The sequence below is a fragment of the Microbacterium sp. NPDC055357 genome (assembly GCF_053644835.1).
In genome coordinates, this window is record NZ_JBSHLZ010000004.1 from 53,977 (window position 1) to 75,959 (window position 21,983).

General features: G+C 68.6%; 21 protein-coding genes. 20 read left to right on the forward strand and 1 reads right to left on the reverse strand.

All coding sequences use genetic code 11. The features are described from left to right. The first annotated feature begins 44 nt into the window (after positions 1–44). The 14 genes from murC (at position 45) to ACWICD_RS07270 (ending at position 15,475) form a co-directional block, all read left to right on the forward strand. Entirely contained in the window at positions 45–1,454 is a 1,410-nt protein-coding gene (gene murC, locus ACWICD_RS07205; protein WP_454139780.1) for a UDP-N-acetylmuramate--L-alanine ligase, read from the forward strand. A 2-nt stretch (positions 1,455–1,456) separates the two neighbouring features. Next, the gene (locus ACWICD_RS07210; protein WP_454139781.1) at positions 1,457–2,401 is read left to right on the forward strand and encodes an FtsQ-type POTRA domain-containing protein; all 945 of its coding nucleotides are present in this window, start codon (positions 1,457–1,459) and stop codon (positions 2,399–2,401) included. Positions 2,402–2,568: 167 nt separating this feature from the next. Then, positions 2,569–3,723 carry a cell division protein FtsZ gene (gene ftsZ / locus ACWICD_RS07215; protein ID WP_376126219.1) on the forward strand — a complete coding sequence of 385 codons (1,155 nt, stop codon included), beginning with the start codon at positions 2,569–2,571 and terminating at the stop codon, positions 3,721–3,723. 40 nt (positions 3,724–3,763) lie between these two features. Further along, a complete protein-coding gene (locus ACWICD_RS07220; protein ID WP_454139782.1) occupies positions 3,764–4,474 on the forward strand; it encodes a YggS family pyridoxal phosphate-dependent enzyme in 711 nt (236 codons plus the stop codon). 32 nt (positions 4,475–4,506) lie between these two features. Then, positions 4,507–4,968, forward strand: a complete 462-nt coding sequence (locus ACWICD_RS07225) for a cell division protein SepF (RefSeq protein WP_376126225.1) — start codon at positions 4,507–4,509, stop codon at positions 4,966–4,968. 3 nt (positions 4,969–4,971) lie between these two features. Next, a complete protein-coding gene (locus ACWICD_RS07230) occupies positions 4,972–5,274 on the forward strand; it encodes a YggT family protein (protein WP_454139783.1) in 303 nt (100 codons plus the stop codon). Between the two features lie 123 nt (positions 5,275–5,397). Further along, a complete protein-coding gene (locus ACWICD_RS07235; protein ID WP_454139784.1) occupies positions 5,398–6,000 on the forward strand; it encodes a DivIVA domain-containing protein in 603 nt (200 codons plus the stop codon). A gap of 67 nt (positions 6,001–6,067) precedes the next feature. After that, positions 6,068–6,769: a signal peptidase II gene (locus ACWICD_RS07240; protein WP_454139901.1), complete on the forward strand. Its 702-nt coding sequence runs from the start codon at positions 6,068–6,070 to the stop codon at positions 6,767–6,769. A 1-nt stretch (position 6,770) separates the two neighbouring features. Further along, complete coding sequence (locus ACWICD_RS07245; RefSeq protein WP_454139785.1) at positions 6,771–7,691, forward strand: RluA family pseudouridine synthase; 921 nt, start codon at positions 6,771–6,773, stop codon at positions 7,689–7,691. A gap of 295 nt (positions 7,692–7,986) precedes the next feature. Further along, complete coding sequence (dnaE, locus tag ACWICD_RS07250) at positions 7,987–11,505, forward strand: DNA polymerase III subunit alpha (protein WP_454139786.1); 3,519 nt, start codon at positions 7,987–7,989, stop codon at positions 11,503–11,505. A 50-nt stretch (positions 11,506–11,555) separates the two neighbouring features. Further along, on the forward strand, positions 11,556–12,590 hold the full coding sequence (locus ACWICD_RS07255; RefSeq protein ID WP_376126238.1) for a hypothetical protein: 1,035 nt from the start codon (positions 11,556–11,558) through the stop codon (positions 12,588–12,590). A gap of 27 nt (positions 12,591–12,617) precedes the next feature. Further along, on the forward strand, positions 12,618–13,919 hold the full coding sequence (gene hisD / locus ACWICD_RS07260) for a histidinol dehydrogenase (RefSeq protein ID WP_376126240.1): 1,302 nt from the start codon (positions 12,618–12,620) through the stop codon (positions 13,917–13,919). 12 nt (positions 13,920–13,931) lie between these two features. Continuing rightward, entirely contained in the window at positions 13,932–14,405 is a 474-nt protein-coding gene (gene nrdR, locus ACWICD_RS07265; protein ID WP_376126243.1) for a transcriptional regulator NrdR, read from the forward strand. Between the two features lie 29 nt (positions 14,406–14,434). After that, on the forward strand, positions 14,435–15,475 hold the full coding sequence (locus ACWICD_RS07270) for a quinone-dependent dihydroorotate dehydrogenase (protein ID WP_454139787.1): 1,041 nt from the start codon (positions 14,435–14,437) through the stop codon (positions 15,473–15,475). A gap of 63 nt (positions 15,476–15,538) precedes the next feature. On the opposite strand, the gene ACWICD_RS07275 is transcribed toward ACWICD_RS07270, so the two are convergent. Then, positions 15,539–16,120, reverse strand: coding sequence for a DUF3043 domain-containing protein (locus tag ACWICD_RS07275; RefSeq protein ID WP_454139788.1), 582 nt, complete (start codon positions 16,118–16,120; stop codon positions 15,539–15,541). A gap of 47 nt (positions 16,121–16,167) precedes the next feature. Between ACWICD_RS07275 and ACWICD_RS07280 the strand changes: the two genes are divergently transcribed. From ACWICD_RS07280 to ACWICD_RS07305, 6 genes are all read left to right on the forward strand, one after another. Next, the gene (locus ACWICD_RS07280; RefSeq protein ID WP_376126251.1) at positions 16,168–17,565 is read left to right on the forward strand and encodes a dipeptidase; all 1,398 of its coding nucleotides are present in this window, start codon (positions 16,168–16,170) and stop codon (positions 17,563–17,565) included. 83 nt (positions 17,566–17,648) lie between these two features. Then, entirely contained in the window at positions 17,649–18,014 is a 366-nt protein-coding gene (gene erpA / locus ACWICD_RS07285) for an iron-sulfur cluster insertion protein ErpA (RefSeq protein ID WP_376126253.1), read from the forward strand. A gap of 159 nt (positions 18,015–18,173) precedes the next feature. Next, entirely contained in the window at positions 18,174–19,061 is an 888-nt protein-coding gene (gene ctaC, locus ACWICD_RS07290) for an aa3-type cytochrome oxidase subunit II (protein WP_376126255.1), read from the forward strand. A gap of 2 nt (positions 19,062–19,063) precedes the next feature. Further along, a complete protein-coding gene (ctaD, locus tag ACWICD_RS07295) occupies positions 19,064–20,827 on the forward strand; it encodes an aa3-type cytochrome oxidase subunit I (protein ID WP_376126258.1) in 1,764 nt (587 codons plus the stop codon). Beyond that, positions 20,828–21,292: a cytochrome c oxidase subunit 4 gene (locus ACWICD_RS07300; protein ID WP_376126260.1), complete on the forward strand. Its 465-nt coding sequence runs from the start codon at positions 20,828–20,830 to the stop codon at positions 21,290–21,292. Between the two features lie 212 nt (positions 21,293–21,504). After that, complete coding sequence (locus ACWICD_RS07305; protein WP_454139789.1) at positions 21,505–21,951, forward strand: hypothetical protein; 447 nt, start codon at positions 21,505–21,507, stop codon at positions 21,949–21,951. Positions 21,952–21,983 lie beyond the last annotated feature (32 nt).

Below are 21,983 nucleotides of genomic sequence, written 5' to 3' on the forward strand. Positions count from 1 at the left end.
GGCGAGAGCCGGCGCCTGCGGGCCCGACTTAGGATTGACGGGCCATGATCCGACCCGACCTGAGCCTTCCGATCCCCGAGACCATCGACGCCGCGCACTTCATCGGCATCGGCGGCTCGGGCATGTCCGGGCTGGCCCGCATGTTCCTCGAACGCGGCATCCGCGTGTCGGGCTCCGACCGTGCCGACAGCCCCGGGCTGCGCCAGCTCGCCGAGCTCGGAGCGATCGTCCACGTGGGTCACGACGCCGCGAACCTCGCAGACGACGTCGACACCGTCGTGCACACGGGGGCCATCTGGCCCGAGAACCCCGAGTTCGTGCTCGCCAAGGAGCGCGGGCTGCACGTCATCCACCGCTCGCAGGCCCTGCACTGGCTCATCGGCGGCCGGCCGCTCGTCTCGGTCGCCGGAGCGCACGGAAAGACGACCTCGACCGGCATGATCGTCACGGCGCTGCAGGCGCTGGGCGCCGACCCGACGTTCGTCAACGGCGGGGTCATCGAGCAGCTCGGCGTCTCGAGCGGCAGCGGAGCCGACGATCTCGTCGTCATCGAGGCCGACGAGTCCGACGGCACGTTCCTGCTCTACGACACGGCGGTCGCCCTCATCACGAACGTCGACCCCGACCACCTCGACCACTGGGGCTCGCGCGACGCCTTCGACGCGGCGTTCGCCCGCTTCGCCGACGAGGCGCGCGATGCCGTCGTGCTCTCGTCCGACGACCCTGGCGCCGTGTCGGTGCGCGAGCGCATCACCCACCCGAACGTGCTGACCTTCGGCACGGCACCGGACGCCGACGTGCGCGTGACCGACATCGTCACCGATGGTCCGGTCGCCTTCACGATCCGGCACGGCGTCGCGGCGGCGGCCGTGCAGCTGACCGTGCCGGGTGCTCACAACGCGCTCAACGCCGCCGGTGCGGTCGCCGTGCTCATCGCCCTCGGCCATGACGTGCTCGACGCGGCGCGTGCCGTCGAGGGCTTCGCGGGCACCGCCCGCCGCTTCGAACTGCACGGCGTCATCCGCGGCGTGAGCGTCTTCGACGACTACGCGCACCACCCCACCGAGGTCGCCGCGGCCCTCGCCGGCGCGCGCACCGTCGCGGGCGGGGGGCGGATCATCGCGCTGCACCAGCCGCACACCTACTCGCGCACGGCGGACATGTTCCAGGAGTTCGCCGACGTCCTCGAGTCCCACGCCGACCACACCGTCGTCCTCGACGTCTACGGCGCGCGGGAGGATCCCGTTCCCGGCGTCACGGGCGCCCTCGTCAGCGAGGCCTTCGCCGACCCGGCGCACGTCCACTTCGTCGCCGATTGGCAGGATGCCGCCGACTACACCGCGTCCGTGGCACGCGAGGGCGACTTCATCGTGACGCTCGGGTGCGGCAACGTCAACCTGATCGTGCCGCAGGTGCTCGAGGCCCTCGGCCGCGCGGCGCCCGCGGCGGAGTAGGCATGCGCCGGCCCTCGCCGCTGCCGCAGCCGAGCACGGCCCCACCTCGGCCCGAGCGCCCGGCGACCGGCGCCGAGCCCGATGCGACGGCACCCATCGTGCCGATCACGTTCGCGGGGCCCGATCCGGATGCTGCCGCCCTGCCGCCGTCGGATCGCGAGTCGGCGGGCGACGCGCCCGACGGCATCGGCGTGCGCGACGTCTGGGCCGCCACGCGGGCGCGCCGTCGGGCGCTGCGCGCCGAAGTGCGCCGCTTCACGGCGCGGCAGCGCAGGCGACGCGCGGTGTGGATCAGCGCCGTGGCCTCGGTCGTGCTGCTCGCGGCGGCGACCGTCGGTGCGGCATACAGTCCCCTCTTCGCCGTCGAGCAGGTGACCGTCGTCGGCGCGTCGCAGCTCGATGCCGCCGCTGTCGAAGACGCGCTGTCGGGCCAGATCGGCACACCTCTCGCCTCGGTCGACGAGAGCCGGGTGAAGGCGGCGCTCGTGGGCTTCCCGCTCGTCGAGACGTACACGCTCGAGGCGCGCCCCCCGCACGAGCTCGTCGTGCGGATCGTCGAGCGCACACCGGTCGGCTACATCGAGACCTCAGCCGGATTCACCCTCGTGGATGCCGCGGGGGTGGCGCTGTCGACCGCGCCCTCGCCCGGCGAGGGAGCCCCCGTCCTGACCGTGCGGGGCGGTGCCGACTCGTCGGCGTTCCGGGCCGTGGGCCTGGTCATGCGCACGCTCCCCGAATCCATCCGCGCGCAGGTCACGGCCGTCACGGCGACCTCCCCGGACGATGTGCGCCTGTCGCTGGGCGGCTCGAACGCGATGGTCGTGTGGGGGAGCGCCGATGACTCTGCGATGAAGGCCGTCGTGCTCGAGACGGCGATGGCGGCGCGCCCGCCGGACACGGTCGTCGAATACGACGTCTCGTCGCCGGCCGCCGTCGTCATCCGCTGACGATCCCGACTTCCGACGGCAACTTCACGGGCGATGTCGCGACACGCCGTCCTCCTCCGGCCCGAGGCGCGGCATCCGCCTACGTTCGGAATCAGGAATTGCATACCGAGCAATTCTTTAAACCTCTAGATGAGGTTGAAGGTTTGGTTCGAAAGACGGAGGCCGGCATGAGCCAGAACCAGAACTACCTCGCAGTCATCAAGGTGGTCGGAGTGGGCGGGGGCGGCGTGAACGCCGTGAACCGCATGATCGAGCTCGGACTGCGCGGCGTGGAGTTCATCGCGGTGAACACCGACGCGCAGGCGCTGCTCATGAGCGACGCGGACGTCAAGCTCGACGTCGGGCGTGAACTCACGCGCGGACTCGGCGCGGGCGCCGATCCCGAGGTGGGTCGCCGGGCGGCGGAAGACCACGCCGAGGAGATCGAGGAGGCCTTGCGCGGTGCCGACATGGTCTTCGTCACGGCGGGCGAAGGCGGCGGCACGGGCACCGGCGGTGCGCCGGTCGTCGCGAAGATCGCGAAGTCCATCGGAGCGCTCACCATCGGTGTCGTGACGAAGCCGTTCTCGTTCGAGGGTCGCCGCCGGCAGCAGCAGGCGGAGACCGGCGTCGCGAAGCTCAAGGAAGAAGTCGACACCCTCATCGTGGTGCCGAACGACCGACTCCTCGAGATCAGCGACCGCGGCATCTCGATGATCGAGGCGTTCGCCACGGCCGACCAGGTGCTCCTGGCCGGTGTGCAGGGCATCACCGACCTCATCACGACGCCCGGTCTGATCAACCTCGACTTCGCCGACGTCAAGTCGGTCATGCAGGGAGCGGGCTCCGCCCTCATGGGCATCGGCTCCGCCCGCGGAGCGGACCGCGCCATCAAGGCCGCCGAGCTCGCGGTCGAATCGCCCCTGCTCGAAGCATCCATCGAAGGCGCGCACGGCGTGCTGCTGTCGATCCAGGGCGGGTCGAATCTCGGGATCTTCGAGATCAACGACGCCGCGCAGCTGGTCAAAGAGGCGGCACACCCCGAGGCCAACATCATCTTCGGAACCGTCATCGACGACACGCTCGGAGACGAGGTGCGGGTCACGGTCATCGCGGCGGGCTTCGACGGCGGACAGCCGCAGGCGCGCATCGAGCCGATCACGGCGTCGCGCGACTTCTCGGCACCGGTCGTGCCGGCGACGCCCGCTCAGGACGCCGCCCGCGAGCTCGACACGCCCGAACCCGCTCCCGCCGAGCCGGTCTCGGTCGGCGTCTCGGTGCCCGACGCCTACGACTCGGCGTTCGGCGACGACGACCTCGACATCCCGGACTTCCTCAAGTAAGTCCCGCACGACGATCGGCAGACTCAGAGAACGGATTTTCATGCCCCCGTCCCCTGAGTCTGTCGACGTCGCGGCGCTGTCGGCGCGACTGGCCGACATCGACGAACGCATCGCCCAGGCGGCGCGCGACGTCGGCCGCGCACCGAGCTCCCTCACGCGCATCGTCGTGACGAAGTTCCATCCCGCGGCGCTGGTCACAGCCCTCGCCGACCTCGGTGTGCGCGATGTCGGCGAGAACCGCCAGCAGGAGCTCACCGCCAAGCGCGCCGAGCTGCCCGACCTCGACGTCGATTGGCACTTCATCGGCCAGCTGCAGACCAAGAAGGCTCGCGCCGTGCGCGCCGCGGCATCCATCGTTCACTCGGTCGACCGCGGTCGGGTCGCCGATGCGCTCGACGCCGCGGCGGAGGCCTCCGATCCCGTCCTGGATGTGCTGCTGCAGGTGAACCTCACGGCAGACCCGGGTCGCGGCGGCGTCGCGCCGGAGGATCTCGCCGAGCTCGCCGAACACGTCGCCGATCGCCGGTCGCTGCGCGTGCGCGGAATCATGGCCGTCGCGCCCCTCGAGGAGCCGCCCGCCGCCGCGTTCGCGCGCCTGGCAGCCTTCAGCGATGTGGTGCGAGCGACGGTGCCGGATGCGGATTGGATCTCAGCCGGCATGACGGCAGACTTCGCCGAGGCGATCGCCGCGGGTGCGACACACCTGCGGATCGGCTCGGCAATCACGGGACCGCGGCCCGACCGCGGTTAACCTCGGAACAGACGAGCACAACGGAGGATGCGATGTCGAACCCGCTCAAGAAGACCATGGTGTACCTGGGCCTCGCCGACGAGGAAGAGGTGTACGAGGAGCCTGCGCCGCAGCCCCGCGGTCGCAAGACCGAAGCCGTCGTCGAGAAAGCAGCGCCCGTGACCCCGATCCATCGCCCCGCCGTCGTGCGCCAGCCGGCGCCGACCGCCATCAGCGAGATCCTGACGGTGCATCCCAAGCAGTACCGCGACGCGCAGGTCATCGCCGAGAACTTCCGCGACGGCGTGCCGGTCATCATCAATCTCTCGCAGATGAGCGACGCCGACGCGCGCCGTCTGATCGATTTCGCGAGCGGACTCTCGCTGGGCCTGTTCGGGCGCATCGAGCGGGTCACGAGCAAGGTGTTCCTGCTCTCGCCCGAGAACGTCGCCGTGTCGGGTGACGGCGCCGTCGCGCACGCCGACGCGGAGTCCGTGCCCTTCGCACAGCAGTAAGCCGTGGAGCTCGTCCGCCTCGCCGCGGCGATACTGAACGGCGCGCTCGTCCTGTACGTGCTCGTGCTGCTCGTGCGTCTCGTGCTCGAATGGGTGCCGATCCTCAACCGCGAATGGCGGCCCAAAGGGCTCGGCCTCGTCGCCGCCGAGATCGTCTACACCGTGACCGACCCGCCGATCCGACTCTTCCGACGCCTCATCCCTCCGTTGCGCGTCGGGGCCATCGCGATCGACTTCGGTTTCGCCCTCACGATGCTCCTGTGCTTCGTGCTGCTCTCGATCACGAGAGCCTTCATGTCCGTCTGACTCCGCACGGACCGACACCACAGGGGTGGATGCCGCGGCTATGCTTGGCAGGTACGGCTTGCCAGTCGGCGGGTCCGCCCCAGACCGTTGCCACCGACCTGAGCGCTCGAAAGAGGAATCACCATGGCTTTGACTCCGGATGACGTCGTCACCAAGCAGTTCCAGCACGTCCGTTTCAAGGAAGGCTTCGACCCGGACGAGGTCGATGACTTCCTCGACGAGATCGTCGTCGAGTGGCGCAAGACGATCGCCGAGAACGAAGAACTGAAGGCGAAGCTCGCCGCGTACGAGTCCGGCGAGGCGCCGGTCTCCGAGACCGTCGAGTCCGTCGAGGTCATCGAAGAGGTGTCGGTTCCCGCACCCGCGGCCGAAGCGGCACCGCAGGCCACCCCCGCGCCCGTCTCGGCATCGGCCGGCCTCATCGAGCTCGCTCAGCGGGTGCACGACGAGCACGTCGCCGAGGGCGAGGCTCAGCGCGACAAGCTCATCGCCGACGCCAAGTCGCAGGCGGCCGCCATCATCTCGGACGCCGAGACACGTGGTCGCGAAGAGATCGCACGCCTCGATCGCGAGCGCGTCTCGCTCGAGGGCCGCATCTCCGATCTGCGTCAGTTCGAGCGCGACTACCGCACGCAGCTGCGCGGCTACATCGAGAGCCACCTCCGCGACCTCGAGACGACCGGCACGGCATCGGGTTCGACCCCGATCTCTGCGGCCGGCCTCTGAACCTGTCCCTTTGACACGCCCGCACACGAGCGCGTCGAAGCTTCGTCCGGCGGCGGCCGGCATCACGATCGCGATTCTCGCGGCAGTGGTGCTGGCCGCCGACCAGTTCTCGAAGCAGCTCGCCCTCGAGAACCTGCCGCTGCAGCAGACGGTCCCCGTCCTCGGGGACTTCCTGAGCTTCTATCTCGTGAAGAACCCCGGCGCGGCCTTCTCGCTCGGCGAGGGGGTCACCTGGATCTTCACGATCGCGCTGGCTCTGGTCGCGGTGGTCATCGGCTGGCTCGCCGTCACGCGCGTGCGCTCACGCCTGTGGGCGGTCGTGCTCGGCCTGCTGCTGGGGGGTGTGCTCGGCAATCTCACCGATCGCCTCTTCCGCGAGCCCGGCTTCGCGGTCGGGCACGTGATCGACTTCATCAACACGCCCTGGATGTGGTTCTTCCCGGGCATGTCGCCGGCGATCTACAACGTCGCCGACATCTTCATCGTGTGCGACATGATCCTGGTCGCACTGCTGATCATCCTGGGAGTGCACATGGACGGAACACGCGAATCGCGACACGACTCCGAGCGCGAGACGATTCTCGGCGAAGGCGACGAAGTGGCGCCCGGCGGCGCAGTCTCGGGCTTCGGCGACGAGTTCCCCGTCGCCGACCCTGATGTCGGCATCCCCGCCGATGAACGCGGACTGCCGCCGCTCACGCAGCGCGAGCAGCGTGAGGTCGAGCGCGAAGCGGACCGCGAGGCGGACGAACACCGCGACGACCGCTGACATGCCCACCCGGATGCTCCCCGTGCCCGACGGGCTCGACGGAACTCGGGTGGACCAGGCGCTCGCGAAGATGCTCGGCTTCTCGCGCACGTTCGCGGCCGAGGTCGCCGAAGCGGGCGGCGTGCTGCTCGACGGCGGTGTCGTGGGCAAGTCCGACCGGGTCTCGGCAGGAAGCGTGCTCGACATCACGTGGACGGATCGGCAGGAGCTCGTCGTCGTGCCGCTCGCGGTTCCCGACCTCGGCATCGTGCACGAAGACGACGACATCGTCGTGATCGACAAGCCGGTCGGCGTCGCGGCGCATCCCTCCGTCGGCTGGGAGGGTCCGACCGTGCTGGGGGCGCTGGCGGCGGGCGGCGTGCGCGTCGCGACAACGGGGGCGGCCGAGCGCCAGGGCATCGTGCATCGGCTCGACGTGGGCACGAGCGGGCTCATGGTGGTCGCCAAGTCCGAGCACGCCTACACGGCGCTCAAGCGGGCGTTCAAGGAGCGCGAGGTCGAGAAGATCTATCACGCGATCGTGCAGGGGCATCCCGACCCCCTCACCGGCACGATCGACGCACCGATAGGCCGACACGCGACCCACTCGTGGAAGTTCGCGGTCACACCCGACGGCAAGGACTCCGTGACGCACTACGAGACGATCGAGGCGTTCCCCGGAGCATCGCTGCTCGAGATCCACCTCGAGACGGGCCGGACGCACCAGATCCGTGTGCACATGGCCGCCCACCGGCATCCGTGCGTCGGCGATCCGCTGTACGGCGCCGATCCGACCCTCTCCGCTCGGCTGGGGCTCACGCGCCAGTGGCTGCACGCGCACCAGCTCTCCTTCGCGCACCCCGCGACGCGGGAGTGGTCGACCTTCACCTCGGAGTACCCCGGCGACCTCGCTCACGCGCTCGAGGTCCTGCGCGGCGACTGAGCCGACGGGGGAGGAGGTCGCGACGCCGGCCCGGGATGACATCCCCCACGGACCTCCTCGTGCCGGCGTCGCACTTCGACGTTAGGCACGCCGTGTCCGGCGTCGACGGGGATCACCGCCGGTGCCGTGCCCGTCGGGCGGGTTGCCGTGGCACGGCGGCGTTCCTGCGTGTCGTGCGCCGTGCACCTGCGTGTTCGGCGCGGGCGAGGGGGACACGGGACGACACCGTGCACGGCATGCGCGGCCGAGGGCCACCTCGGGCCCTGATGTCCGAGCCGCTACGTAGACTCGATGCGTGGCATCCGACTCTTTCGTACACCTGCACGTGCACAGCGAATACTCGATGCTCGACGGGGCCGCGCGCATCGGATCGATGGTGCAAGAGGCGGTGCGGCTCGAGATGCCGGCGATCGCCGTCACCGACCACGGCAACACGTTCGCCGCCTTCGAGTTCTACAAGGCGGCGAAAGATGCCGGCATCAAGCCGATCATCGGGATCGAGGCCTACGTCACCCCGGGAACGCACCGCGGCGACCGCTCGCGCGTGCGATGGGGCACGCCCGAACAGTCCGACGACGACGTGTCGGGCTCGGGCGCGTACACGCACATGACCCTGCTGTCCGAGACGACGGAAGGCATGCACAACCTCTTCCGGCTCTCGTCGCGGTCGAGCCTCGAGGGCTACTATTTCAAGCCCCGCATGGACCGCGAGCTGCTTCAGACCTATGCGAAGGGTCTCATCGCCACGACCGGCTGCCCCTCGGGCGAGATCCAGACGCGACTGCGGCTCGGACAGTACGACGCGGCGCGGGCCGCGGCGGCGGAATTCCAGGACATCTTCGGCAAGGACAACTACTTCACCGAGATCATGGATCACGGTCTGTCGATCGAGCGACGCGTCATCGGCGACCTGCTGAAGATCTCGAAAGACCTCGGCATCCCGCTCGTCGCGACGAACGACCTGCACTACACGCATCAGCACGATGCGAAGAGCCACGCGGCGCTGCTCTGCGTGCAGTCCGGCTCGACCCTCGATGACCCGAAGCGCTTCAAGTTCGACGGCGACGGGTATTACGTCAAGACCGCCGCCGAGATGCGACAGGTCTTCCGCGAGCACCCTGAGGCGTGCGACACGACGCTGCTGATCGCCGAACGGTGCGACGTCGAGTTCAACACGTCGGCGAACTACATGCCCCGCTTCCCCGTGCCGGACGGCGAGACCGAGGAGTCCTGGTTCGTCAAAGAGATCGAGCAGGGGCTGCACGTCCGGTATCCCACCGGCATCCCCGACGATGTACGCAGGCAGGCCGAGTACGAGACCGGGGTCATCGTTCAGATGGGCTTCCCCGGCTACTTCCTCGTCGTGGCCGACTTCATCAACTGGGCCAAGCGCAACGGCATCCGCGTCGGTCCCGGTCGCGGATCGGGCGCCGGATCGATGGTGGCGTACGCGATGGGGATCACCGATCTCGACCCGCTGCAGCACGGGCTCATCTTCGAGCGCTTCCTCAACCCCGACCGCGTCTCGATGCCCGACTTCGACGTCGACTTCGACGACCGTCGCCGCGGCGAGGTCATCCAGTACGTCACCGAGAAGTACGGCGACGAGCGCGTGGCCCAGATCGTCACGTACGGCACCATCAAGGCCAAGCAGGCCTTGAAAGACGCCGGGCGCGTGCTCGGCTTCCCGTTCAGCATGGGGGAGCGGCTCACCAAGGCCATGCCGCCCGCCGTCATGGGCAAGGACATGCCGCTCGAGGGCATGTTCGACACGAAGCACCCGCGCTTCAAAGAGGCCTCCGAGTTCCGCGCTCTCATCGAGACCGACGCCGAGGCCAAGACGGTGTTCGACACCGCGGTGGGCCTCGAGAACCTCAAGCGCCAGTGGGGCGTGCACGCCGCCGGCGTGATCATGTCCAGCGAGCCGCTGCTCGACATCATCCCGATCATGAAGCGCGAGCAGGACGGCCAGATCGTCACGCAGTTCGACTACCCCGCGTGCGAATCGCTCGGCCTCATCAAGATGGACTTCCTGGGGCTGCGCAACCTCACGATCATCAATGATGCGCTCGACAACATCGAGGCCAACCGCGGCCACCCCCTCGTGCTCGAAGATCTCACGCTCGACGATGCGGCATCCTACGAGCTGCTCTCGCGCGGTGACACGCTGGGCGTGTTCCAGCTCGACGGCGGGCCCATGCGCTCGCTCCTCCGGCTGCTCAAGCCCGACAACTTCGAGGACATCTCGGCCGTCATCGCCCTGTACCGTCCAGGACCCATGGGTGCGAACTCGCACATCAACTACGCCCTGCGCAAGAACGGGCAGCAGGACATCACGCCGATCCACGAGGAGTTCACCGACTCGCTCTCGGACATCCTCGACACGAGCTACGGCCTGATCATCTACCAGGAGCAGGTCATGGCGATCGCCCAGCGTGTCGCCGGATTCAGCCTGGGTCAAGCCGACATCCTGCGCCGCGCGATGGGAAAGAAGAAGAAGTCCGAGCTCGACAAGCAGTTCGAGGGCTTCCAGGCGGGCATGCACGCCAACGGCTACTCCGACGAGGCCGTGCAGAAGCTGTGGGAGATCCTGCTGCCGTTCTCGGACTACGCCTTCAACAAGGCGCACTCCGCCGCATACGGGCTGGTCTCGTACTGGACGGCCTATCTCAAGGCGCACTATCCCGCCGAGTACATGGCGGCCCTGCTCACGAGCGTGGGCGATGCGAAGGACAAGCTCGCGATCTATCTCAACGAGTGCCGGCGCATGGGCATCAAGGTGCTGCCGCCCGACGTCGGCCAGTCGATCCGCTACTTCGCCGCCGTCGGCGAGGACATCCGCTTCGGACTGGGTGCCGTCCGCAACGTCGGCACGAACGTCGTCGATGCGATCGTCGCGTCGCGTGCCGACGAGCCGTTCACGTCGTTCCACGGCTTCCTCACGAAGGTGCCCGTGCACGTCGCCAACAAGCGCACGGTCGAATCGCTCATCAAGGCGGGTGCGTTCGACTCGCTCGGCGACACCCGGCGCGCCCTCATGGAGATCCACGAGGATGCCACCGAGGCCGCCGTGCTCGACAAACGGCGCGAGGCCAACGGCGAGGTCGGATTCGACTTCGACTCGCTGTGGGGCGACGACGAGCCGCAGCAGGCGGCGAAGGTGCCCGATCGCCCGGAGTGGACCAAGAAGGACAAGCTCGCGTTCGAGCGCGAGATGCTCGGCCTGTACGTGTCCGACCACCCGCTCGCCGGGCTCGAGATCCCGCTCGCGAAGCACGCGTCCATCAGCATCCACGACCTGCTCGCGAGCGAGGTCCTCGATGACGGCGACCAGGTCACGATCGCGGGGCTCGTCACGAGCGTGCAGCACCGTGTCGCGAAGCAGAGCGGCAACCCCTACGGCATGATCACCGTCGAAGACTTCAACGGCGAGATCACCGTCATGTTCATGGGCAAGACCTACACCGAGTTCTCGTCGATGCTGCAGGCCGACTCGATCCTCGTCGTGCGCGGCCGCGTGTCCCGCCGCGACGACGGCATGAATCTGCACGCGCAGGCGGTGTTCTCGCCCGATCTCGGAACGATGGATGCCGCGGGGCCGCTCACTCTGACGATGCCCGAGCACCGTGCGACCGAGACGGTGATCGGCGATCTCGCCGACGTCCTCGGGCGCCACCGCGGCGAGACCGAAGTGACCCTCAAGCTGCACAAGGGCGGCACGGCGAAGGTCTTCGAGGTGCCCCTCACCGTCACCGTGACCGCTGACCTGTTCGGTGAGCTCAAGGGGCTGCTCGGCCCGCAGTGCCTCGGATGAGCCGCCGGTAGGATTCAGAAGACCCCTTGCTCGGAACCGGAAGGACCATCGTGACCGACCACCAGGACGAGAACATCGACGTCGACACCGACATCACGGTCGACGAAACCGACATGACGGTCGACGAACCCGCGAGCTCGGGGGAGCGTCCCCAGTACGGGGTCGGACCGTTCACGATCCGCGAGGTCTCGCTCGCGGGGATCTGGCTCGCGGCGTTCGTCGTCTCGTTCTTCCCCGTCGCCGCCATCATCGGGGGCCCCCGCGAGAGCCTCCTGTTCGGCTTCGGTTCGGTCTGGACCTCGGGTCTGGGCTGGGTCCTCACGATCGGTCTGCCCACGATCGCCGTCTTCCTGCTCGTGCTGCGGCGGCTGTCCCCCCAGGGCATCCGGCGATTCGGCTCACTCGGGATCGACCAGTTCGCCTCGGTGGCCTTCTCGGTGTCGACGGTCGTGTGGCTGCAGCTGGTCTGGGAGACCGTCGCGTTCTCGCTCGCGGGCGGTGCATGGTTCCGCTCATGGGTCATCTGGGTGGAGTTCTTCCTCATGCTCGCCGGTGTGCTGCTGACGGTGTTCGGCTCGCTCATCCCGCCGTTCTCCGAGGACTTCGAAGGGCGTCGCGAGATCGCCGCGCACCGCAACGCGCGACCGGTCCGCGCCGTCTCCCCGCGTCCGGTGCGACCCCGGCCCGAGCCGCACGCTCCGGAAGCCGAGCGGGGTGCGCCGGCCGACGGCACGTACGCGCCCGTCGCCGAGGCCGACGCCTACGACGCCGGCACGGCCGACGAGCCGCCCTACGGCGCCGAGCCCGCCGAAGCTGATGCGGACTGGGACCCCGATCAGGTGCGCGACACCTACGAGCCCGTCGCGCAGGAGCCCGTCGCGGACGAACCCGTGCGGCACCAGGCTTTCTGGGCGCTCGTTCCCGAGGAGCGCGACGTCGTCGACGAGCACGGCGCGCCGCTGTTCCGCATCGGACCGACCGCCTGGGCACTCGTCATCGAGGACCACGGCGACCGATTCGTCGTGCGCCACGAAGACGGCCGGGTCGGGCACCTGCTCGACATCGAGGACGTGACGCGCGGCTGAGGCCCGCTGCCGCGCTAGCGTAGACGGATGCTTCGCACGATCGACCTTCGCGGGCGCGCCCTCTCACCCACCGAACTGCTCGCCGCTGTGCCCCGTGCCGTCTCGGCGCGGGACGAAGCCCTCGCGGCGGCGGCGCAGATCGTGTCCGACGTCGCCGCGCGCGGCGAGGATGCGCTCCGCGAGCAGGCCGAGCGCTTCGACGGCGTGACCGGCCACGCGATCCGCGTGCCGGCGGCGCATCTCGACGAAGCCCTCGCGAACCTCGATCCCGCCGTGCGCGACGCCCTCGAAGCGGCGATCGAGCGCGTGCGCGCGGCATCCCTCGCTCAGATTCCGCCCCCCGTCGTCACGGAGCTCGCCCCGGGTGCCCGCGTCGCGCAGCGCTGGCAGCCCGTGCGCCGCGTCGGGTTGTATGTGCCCGGCGGCAAGGCCGTATACCCGTCGAGCGTCGTCATGAACGTCGTGCCGGCGCAGGTCGCCGGAGTCCAGCGGATCGCCCTCGCGTCGCCGCCGCAGCGCGACGCGGACGGTCGCGTGCATCCCGTCATCCTCGCGGCGGCCCGCCTGCTCGGCGTCGACGAGGTCTACGCGATGGGCGGGGCCGGCGCGATCGCCGCATTCGCGCACGGTGTGGCGTCGTTCGGGCTCGACCCCGTCGACGTCGTGACCGGACCGGGCAACAACTTCGTCGCGGCGGCCAAGCGCGCCGTCGCGGGGCGTGTCGGCACCGATTCCGAGGCGGGAGCGACCGAGATCCTCATCGTCGCCGACGAGACGGCCGATCCGCGGCTCGTCTCGGCCGATCTGATCAGCCAGGCCGAACACGACGAACAGGCCTCGGCCGTGCTCGTGACCACTTCAGCGGCACTCGCGGCCGAGGTTCACGCCGACCTCGAGCAGCGCGCGCCGCGCACGAGGCACGCCGATCGGGTGGCGACGGCGCTGCGCGGACCGCAGTCCGCGATCGTGCTCGTCGACGATCTCGCGGCGGCGACGGCGTTCAGCAATGCGTATGCGCCCGAGCACCTCGAGCTGCACCTGTCCGATCCGCATCCCGAGGACTTCGTGCACGCCGGGGCCGTATTCGTCGGCGCGAACTCGCCCGTGAGCCTCGGAGACTACCTCGCCGGCTCCAATCACGTGCTGCCGACGGGCGGTCAGGCGCGGTACGCGGCGGGTCTCTCCGCCGCGACGTTCCTGCGCCCGCAGCAGGTCATCGAGTATGACCATGACGCGCTGGCGGGCGTGCGCGAGGCGATCGTGACCCTCGCCGAAGCCGAGCACCTGCCCGCGCACGGCGAAGCCGTCGACGTGCGGTTCGACGCGTAGGCTGGGGCTGACATGCACTGCCCGTTCTGCCGCCACTCCGACTCGCGCGTCATCGATTCGCGCACGAGCGATGACGGGCTGAGCATTCGTCGCCGGCGCCAGTGCCCCGAATGCGGCGGCCGCTTCACGACGGTCGAGACGGCGAGCCTCAGCGTCATCAAGCGCTCCGGCGTCGTCGAGCCGTTCAGTCGCGAGAAGGTCGTCTCGGGAGTGCGCAAGGCATGCCAGGGCCGGCCTGTGACCGATGCCGATCTCGCGATGCTCGCGCAGCGCGTCGAGGAGTCGATCCGCCAGACGGGCTCATCGCAGCTCGATGCCAATGAGATCGGACTGGCGATCCTCGGCCCCTTGCGCGAACTCGACGAGGTCGCGTACCTGCGGTTCGCGAGCGTGTATCGGGCGTTCGAATCGCTTGAGGACTTCGAGTCGGCGATCGATCAGCTGCGTGCGGATCGTGCACCGGCTCCTGCTGCCGTCGACGAGTGAGCGCCCCCCGGGGCGATACCCTGAACGGGATGTATCCCCTTCTCTTCCGCACCGTCCTGTCGCGCATCGATCCCGAATCGGCGCACCACCTCGGGATGAAGGTGATCCGGATGCTGGGGCTTCCGGGTCTCGCGTGGGCTTCGCGCGCGCTCACCCGACCCCATGCCGACCTGCGCACCGAAGCGCTCGGGCTGCGTTTCGACTCGCCCTTCGGGGTCGCCGCCGGCTTCGACAAAGACGTGATCGGCGCATCGGGACTGTGGGCGCTCGGCTTCGGCCATGTCGAGGTCGGCACGGTGACGGCCATCCCCCAGCCCGGCAACCCGCGTCCGCGCCTGTTCCGGCTGGTCCCGGACCGCGCCGTGATCAACCGGATGGGCTTCAACAACGGCGGGGCGGCTGCCGCGTCGGTGCGGCTCGAGAAGCTGCGGCGGCGTCGACGACGACCTGTCGTCGGGGTCAACATCGGCAAGAGCCGCGTCGTCGATGTCGCCGACGCGACGGCCGACTACGTGCGCAGCGCGACGCTGCTGGCTCCGCTGGCCGACTACCTCGTCGTCAACGTCTCGTCTCCGAATACGCCCGGCCTGCGCAGCATGCAGGCCGTCGAGACGCTGCGTCCGCTGCTCGAAGCGGTTCGGGATGCCGCGGGTTCCACGCCCTTGCTGGTCAAGATCGCGCCCGACCTGTCCGATGACGAGGTCGAGGCGATCGCGCGGCTCGCGGTCGACACGGATCTGGCAGGGATCATCGCGACCAACACGACGATCTCGCGCGAGGGCCTGCGCACGTCGTCTAACGTCGTCGAGGCCGCCGGCGCGGGCGGGCTGTCCGGCGCACCGCTCAAAGCACGCGCGCTGGAGGTGCTTCTCCTGGTGCGCGCCGTCGTGCCGGCGGAGTTCTGCGTCATCTCGGTCGGGGGAGTCGAGACGGCCGCCGATGTGCGGGAGCGCCTCGACGCCGGCGCGAACCTCGTGCAGGGCTACACGGCGTTCCTCTACCGCGGCCCGCTGTGGGCCCGTCAGATCAACCGTGAGTTGCGCCGGATCACTGCCGCGAAGCGGCGTTGACGCGGCGGGATTCACCGTCGAGGAGCGCGCGAAGCGCGCGTATCGAGACCGCCTGCGACGACCTCAGGCGGGGCGCCCGCCGCGCTTGACCTGCGGCTTGGGCAGACGCAGGAAGCGCATCTGGATCGTGCGCATCGCGGCGTACCAGCCGAGGCCCTTCTCCGTCTGGTCGCCCCACTTGGCCCGTGCGGCCTTCTTGACGCGGATCGACGTGATGATCATGTCGCCGACGACGAAGAGGATGAAGATCCACAGGGCGATGAAGGAGTAGTACTGGATTCCGGCGACCGGGATGAAGGTCGCGACGATGACGAGCACCATGGCCGGCATGACCGCCTCGCCCAAGTGCCACCCGGCATCGACGAAGTCGCGCACCCACCGTCGCTGGGGGCCCTTGTCGCGCGGCGTCAGGTAGCGGTCGTCGCCGGCTGCCATGCCGACGCGCGCCTTCTCGCGCTGTGCCGCGATCTCGGCCTTCGCGCGCGCCTTGCCCTCTTTCGTGTCCGGAACGAGCGGGCGCTTGCGCGCTGCTTCACGCTCGGCGCGCGATGGCGTCGGCCGGCCCTTCCCGATGGAGGTGCCGTTGAGCACGGTGCCGTCGGACGGCGCGTCGCCGGACGCGGATGTTGCGGGGGTCTTGGCCACGATGGATCCTCGGATCTGCGGGAAGGGTGCCCTCTAAGATTACCCGCATGACCTCAGAGCTCTCCCGCCAGAAGTCCGTCGCGGATGCCGCGAGCGCCGGCATCCCCTCGGCGCTCGCCGATCTCGGCGCCCTCGTGCGCATCCCCTCGATCGCCTTTCCGGGGTTCGATCCGAGTGACGTGCGCCGCAGCGCTGAAGCCGTCGCGGCCCTCGCCGAAGGCCTCGGCATCTTCGACCGCGTCGAGATCCGCGACGCGGCGATCCCCGGCACCGGCGAGCGGGGGATGCCGGCCGTGCTGGCCACGCGTGCCGCGCGCAACGGCCGGCCGACCATTCTGCTCTACGCGCACCACGACGTGCAGCCCGTCGGCGACGAATCGCTGTGGGAGTCGGCGCCCTTCGAGCCGACGGTGCGCGACGGACGGCTCTACGGTCGCGGCGCGGCCGACGACAAGGCCGGTGTCATGGTGCACATCGGTGCGCTGCGCGCGCTCAAAGAGGTGCTCGGCGACGACTTCGACCTCGGCGTCGCCCTCTTCATCGAGGGGGAGGAAGAGGCGGGATCGCGGTCGTTCGCGCAGTTCCTCGCCGACAACGCCGATGCGCTGCGCGCCGACGTCATCGTCGTCGCGGACTCGGGCAACTGGGATGCCAAGACACCCGCGCTCACGGTGTCGCTGCGCGGCAACGCGCGTTTCACCATGTCCGTCCGCACGCTCGAGCACGCGTCGCACTCCGGCATGTTCGGCGGCGCCGTGCCCGACGCCATGATGGCCACCGTGACGCTGCTGGCGACGCTGTGGGACGAGAACGGCTCGGTCGCCGTCGAGGGCCTGCAGACGCGGGATGCCGCGACCCCGGACTACACCGAAGAGACCCTGCGTGACGAGGCGGGCTTGCCCGAGGGGGTCCGCCCGATCGGCGACGGCACGATCCTGAGCCGCATCTGGAACAAGCCGTCGATCACCGTGACGGGAATCGACGCGCCGAGCGTCGTGAACGCGTCGAACACCCTGACGCCCGAAGTGAGCGTCGTCGTCAGTGCGCGCATCGCGCCGGGGCAGTCCGCCGAAGAGGCGTACGCCGCGATCGAAGCGCATCTGCGGTCGCATGCCCCGTTCGGCGCTCAGCTGTCCTTCCGCGACGCCGATTTCGGCAACGGGTTCCTGGGGGACACGTCCGGCTGGGCCGCCGCCACGGCGCGCGAAGCCCTCGACGAGGGATACGGAGTGACTCCGGTCGATCTCGGCATCGGCGGGTCGATACCGTTCATCGCGGATCTGGTGAGGGAGTTCCCGGGGGCGCAGATCCTCGTCACGGGGGTCGAAGACCCGCACGCGCGGGCGCACAGCCCGAACGAGTCGCTGCACCTCGAGACGTTCCGCAACGCCCTCGTGTCGGAGGCGCTGCTGCTGGCCAAGCTCGACGCGCGGCGGGGCGACTGAGCCAATACGCCGAGTGCGGAGCCCCTTCCGGGCTGCGCGGCGTAGAATCGTGGCATCCGGCAGCACCGATCTCGGAGGATCACATGACCGACACCGCTCTGTCTACCGACCAGGAAGCCCGCGCGCACAACGTGTCGCTGACCGACGCTGCGGCACTCAAGGTCAAGAACCTGCTCGAGCAGGAGGGCCGCGACGACCTGCGCCTGCGGGTCGCTGTGCAGCCCGGCGGCTGCAGCGGACTGATCTACCAGCTCTACTTCGACGAGCGCTACCTCGAGGGTGACCAGGCGGTCGAGTTCGAGGGCGTCGAAGTCATCGTCGACGAGATGAGCGTCCCGTACCTCGACGGCGCCTCGATCGACTTCAAGGACACGATCTCCGAGCAGGGATTCACGATCGACAACCCGAACGCCGGCGGCAGCTGCGCGTGCGGAGACAGCTTCCACTGATCGGAACGGAAATCCGACGGAACCCGGCGCGCTGATCAGCCGCCGGGTTCTGTCGTCCTCGGCGGGAGATGGCGCGACAAGCTGGGCAGATGGCCTGAAGTGCCTGAGCGGTTGCCCTAGACTGGCGTGAGTCACATTCGCGACTTGGAAAGGTGCACCGTGCCCTCGAAACGCCGCCTCCGCTGGGCCCTCCTCCCCGTCGGGATCGCTACGGCCGCCATCTTGGCCGGATGCACCCCGACGGAGCTCAACGGGTATCTACCGGGCTTCGTCGAGGACGGTCCCGCGACGACGAACCACACCGAGATGGTGTCGGGCCTGTGGGTCAACTCCTGGATCGTGCTGCTCGCCGTCGGCGTCATCACGTGGGGTCTCACGCTGTGGGCCGCGATCGTCTACCGACGTCGCCGCGGACAGACCGGTCTGCCGGTCCAGCTGCGCTACAACATGCCGATCGAGATCTTCTACACGGTCGTGCCGGTCATCCTCGTGCTCGGATTCTTCGCGTTCACCGCGCGTGACCAGGCCATCCTCGAGGACTACGACGAGAACCCCGACGTGTCGATCACGGCGATCGGCAAGCAGTGGGCGTGGGACTTCCAGTACGACGGCGCCACCGACGACGACACGGTCTGGTCGATGGGCGTCCAGGCGCAGACCGACGAGTCCGGCAACATCATCAACGAGCTGCCGACGCTCTACCTGCCGGTCGACAAGTCCGTCACGATCAACCTGCAGTCGCGCGATGTCATCCACTCCTTCTGGATCATCGACTTCCTCTACAAGAAGGACATGTACATCGGCCGCGACAACCTGTGGTCGTTCACGCCGACGCGCGAGGGCGAGTACGCCGGCAAGTGCGCCGAGCTCTGCGGCGAGTACCACTCGATGATGCTCTTCAACGTCAAGGTCGTCAGCGAGGCCGAGTACGAGGACTACCTCGACTCCCTCGAAGCCGCGGGGCAGACCGGTGACATCAACAACGAATACGACCGGCTCCAGAACCTTCCCGGTACGGGCGGGGTCGCATCGGAGGGACAAGACTGACCATGGCGACGACACTTCCCCTCAATGAACCCGCGCAGGGGCGTCCGACGACCCTGCCGCCTCGCCAGGCCGCTCTGCTCAGCGCATCTCGCGTCGAGCAGAAGGGCAACATCATCGTCAAGTGGATCACCTCCACCGACCACAAGACGATCGGCTACATGTACCTGATCGCCTCGGTGATCTTCTTCATGCTGGGCGGTGTGATGGCGCTGATCATCCGCGCCGAGCTCTTCGAACCGGGCATGCAGATCGTCCCGACGAAGGAGCAGTACAACCAGCTGTTCACGATGCACGGCACGATCATGCTGCTGATGTTCGCGACGCCGCTGTTCGCGGGCTTCGCGAACGCGATCCTGCCGCTGCAGCTCGGTGCCCCCGATGTCGCGTTCCCGCGACTCAACGCCTTCGCGCTCTGGCTGTTCACGTTCGGCTCGCTCATCGCGGTCGCCGGCTTCCTCACGCCCCAGGGTGCGGCATCCTTCGGCTGGTTCGCCTATCAGCCACTCGCGAGCACGACGTTCTCGCCAGGTGTCGGCGGAAACCTGTGGATGCTCGGACTCGGCATGAGCGGTTTCGGAACCATTCTCGGTGCCGTGAACTTCATCACGACCATCATCACGATGCGCGCACCGGGCATGACGATGTGGCGCATGCCGATCTTCTCGTGGAACACGCTCGTCACGAGCATCCTGATCCTGATGGCCTTCCCTGTCCTCGCCGCCGCGATCCTCGCCGCTGCGACCGACCGCGTGCTGGGCGCCCACATCTACGATCCGCAGAACGGCGGAGTGCTCCTCTGGCAGCACCTGTTCTGGTTCTTCGGACACCCCGAGGTGTACATCATCGCGCTGCCGTTCTTCGGCATCATCTCCGAGGTCCTGCCGGTCTTCAGCCGCAAGCCGATCTTCGGGTACAAGACCCTGGTCTACGCCACGATCGCGATCGCCGCGCTGTCGATCGCCGTGTGGGCCCACCACATGTACGTCACGGGCGCCGTCCTACTGCCGTTCTTCGCGCTGATGACGATGCTCATCGCGGTACCGACAGGCGTGAAGATCTTCAACTGGATCGGAACGATGTGGCGAGGATCGGTGACCTTCGAGACGCCCATGGTGTTCTCGCTGGGCTTCCTGGTCTCGTTCGTCTTCGGTGGCCTCACGGGCGTCATCCTCGCCTCGCCGCCGCTGGACTTCCACATCTCCGACTCGTACTTCGTCGTCGCCCACTTCCACTACGTCGTCTTCGGCACGGTCGTGTTCGCGATGTTCGCCGGGTTCTACTTCTGGTGGCCCAAGTGGACCGGTCGCATGCTCAACGAGCGGCTCGGCATGGTGCACTTCTGGATGCTGTTCATCGGCTTCCACATGACGTTCCTCATCCAGCACTGGCTGGGCGTCGACGGCATGGTGCGCCGCTACGCGGACTACTCGGCCGCTGACGGCTGGACGTGGCAGAACCAGGTCTCGACGGTCGGTGCGATGCTCCTCGGTGCATCCATGATCCCGTTCCTGTTCAACGTGTGGATCACGGCCCGCAAGGCGCCCAAGGTCACGGTCAACGACCCGTGGGGCTACGGCGCCTCGCTCGAGTGGGCGACGTCGTGCCCGCCGCCGCGTCACAACTTCACGTCCATCCCGCGCATCCGCAGCGAGCGTCCCGCGTTCGACCTGAACCACCCCGAGGCGGGAATCCCCGTCGGCGTCGGTCCAGCGAAGGATGCACCCGAAGCCCCGGTCGTCGACGCGGCCGAAGGAGAGGTCAAGTAGATGCGTACCAACACCGCGCTCTGGTGGATCCTCACCGTCTTCTTCCTCGTCGTCTTCACGATGTACACGGTGTGGAACCTGATCGCCCACTGGGGGACGTATGCCGCTCCCGGGCTGTCCTGGTGGGACACCTTCACCCTCTCGATCGAGTGGGTCGGAAGCGTCGCACTGCTTTTCACAGCGTTCATGACGGGCCTCATCGCCTTCTACACGAGCCGTGTGCACAAGGCACAGGGCGGCGAGCTGCCCGAGGACATCCTGACGTCGGACATCGACGACGGCGACCCCGAGGTCGGCGAGTTCAGCCCGTGGTCGTGGTGGCCGATCGTCCTCGCGGGGGCGTCTGCCGTCGCGATCCTCGGCCTCGCTGTCGGCGTCTGGATGTTCCCCATCGGCATCGCACTGTTCGTCGTCGCGATCGTCGGCTGGGTCTACGAGTACTACCGCGGTCACTTCGCGCGCTGACCCGCTCGCGGCTCATAGCGGCCGGCATCCTGGATCTCGATCCGGATGCCGGCCGCTTCGCTGTGGTGGGGCGCCCGAGCGGCGCTGCGTCCCTGCCGGCGCCGGATCCACGTCGTCGCTGCCCCACCGGTCAGTCAGCGGACGCACGCCGCTCCACGGCTCGGCGATAGTGCCGCAACCGTGGAAGAACGGGTCTTGCTACCCTGAGGCCCATGGCGGTCAGCGACCAGAAGATCGAGTCGTTCCTCAACGACTACCAAGACGGACTCGGCACCTACGACGTGGCGCGGAGTGTGGCCCTGTGGGGCCTGCCGGGCACGATCCTGAGCGACGCGTTCGTGGGCACGGTCTCCTCGCGTGAGGAGATGGCGCAGGGCCTGGAGCAGTCCTATCCGCTGTACCGACAGCTCGGACTGAAGCGCGTGGAGCACACGCTGCTCGAACGCGTGGACCTGACCGCCACGATCACCAGGCTGAGGGTCCGGTGGCACTTCTACGGCGCCGGCGACGAGTTCCTCACCGATGGCGACTACGAGTATCTGCTGCGTCGTGACGAGGAGGGTCTGCGAATGTACGTCGCGGTCTCGATCGACGAGGCCGAGAAGATCGCCGAGCTGGCTGCGCGCAAGGGTGTGGAGCTGCCCGACGCCGGGTCGTGACACGCCGGATGCCGCCCTGACGTGTGGCGGTG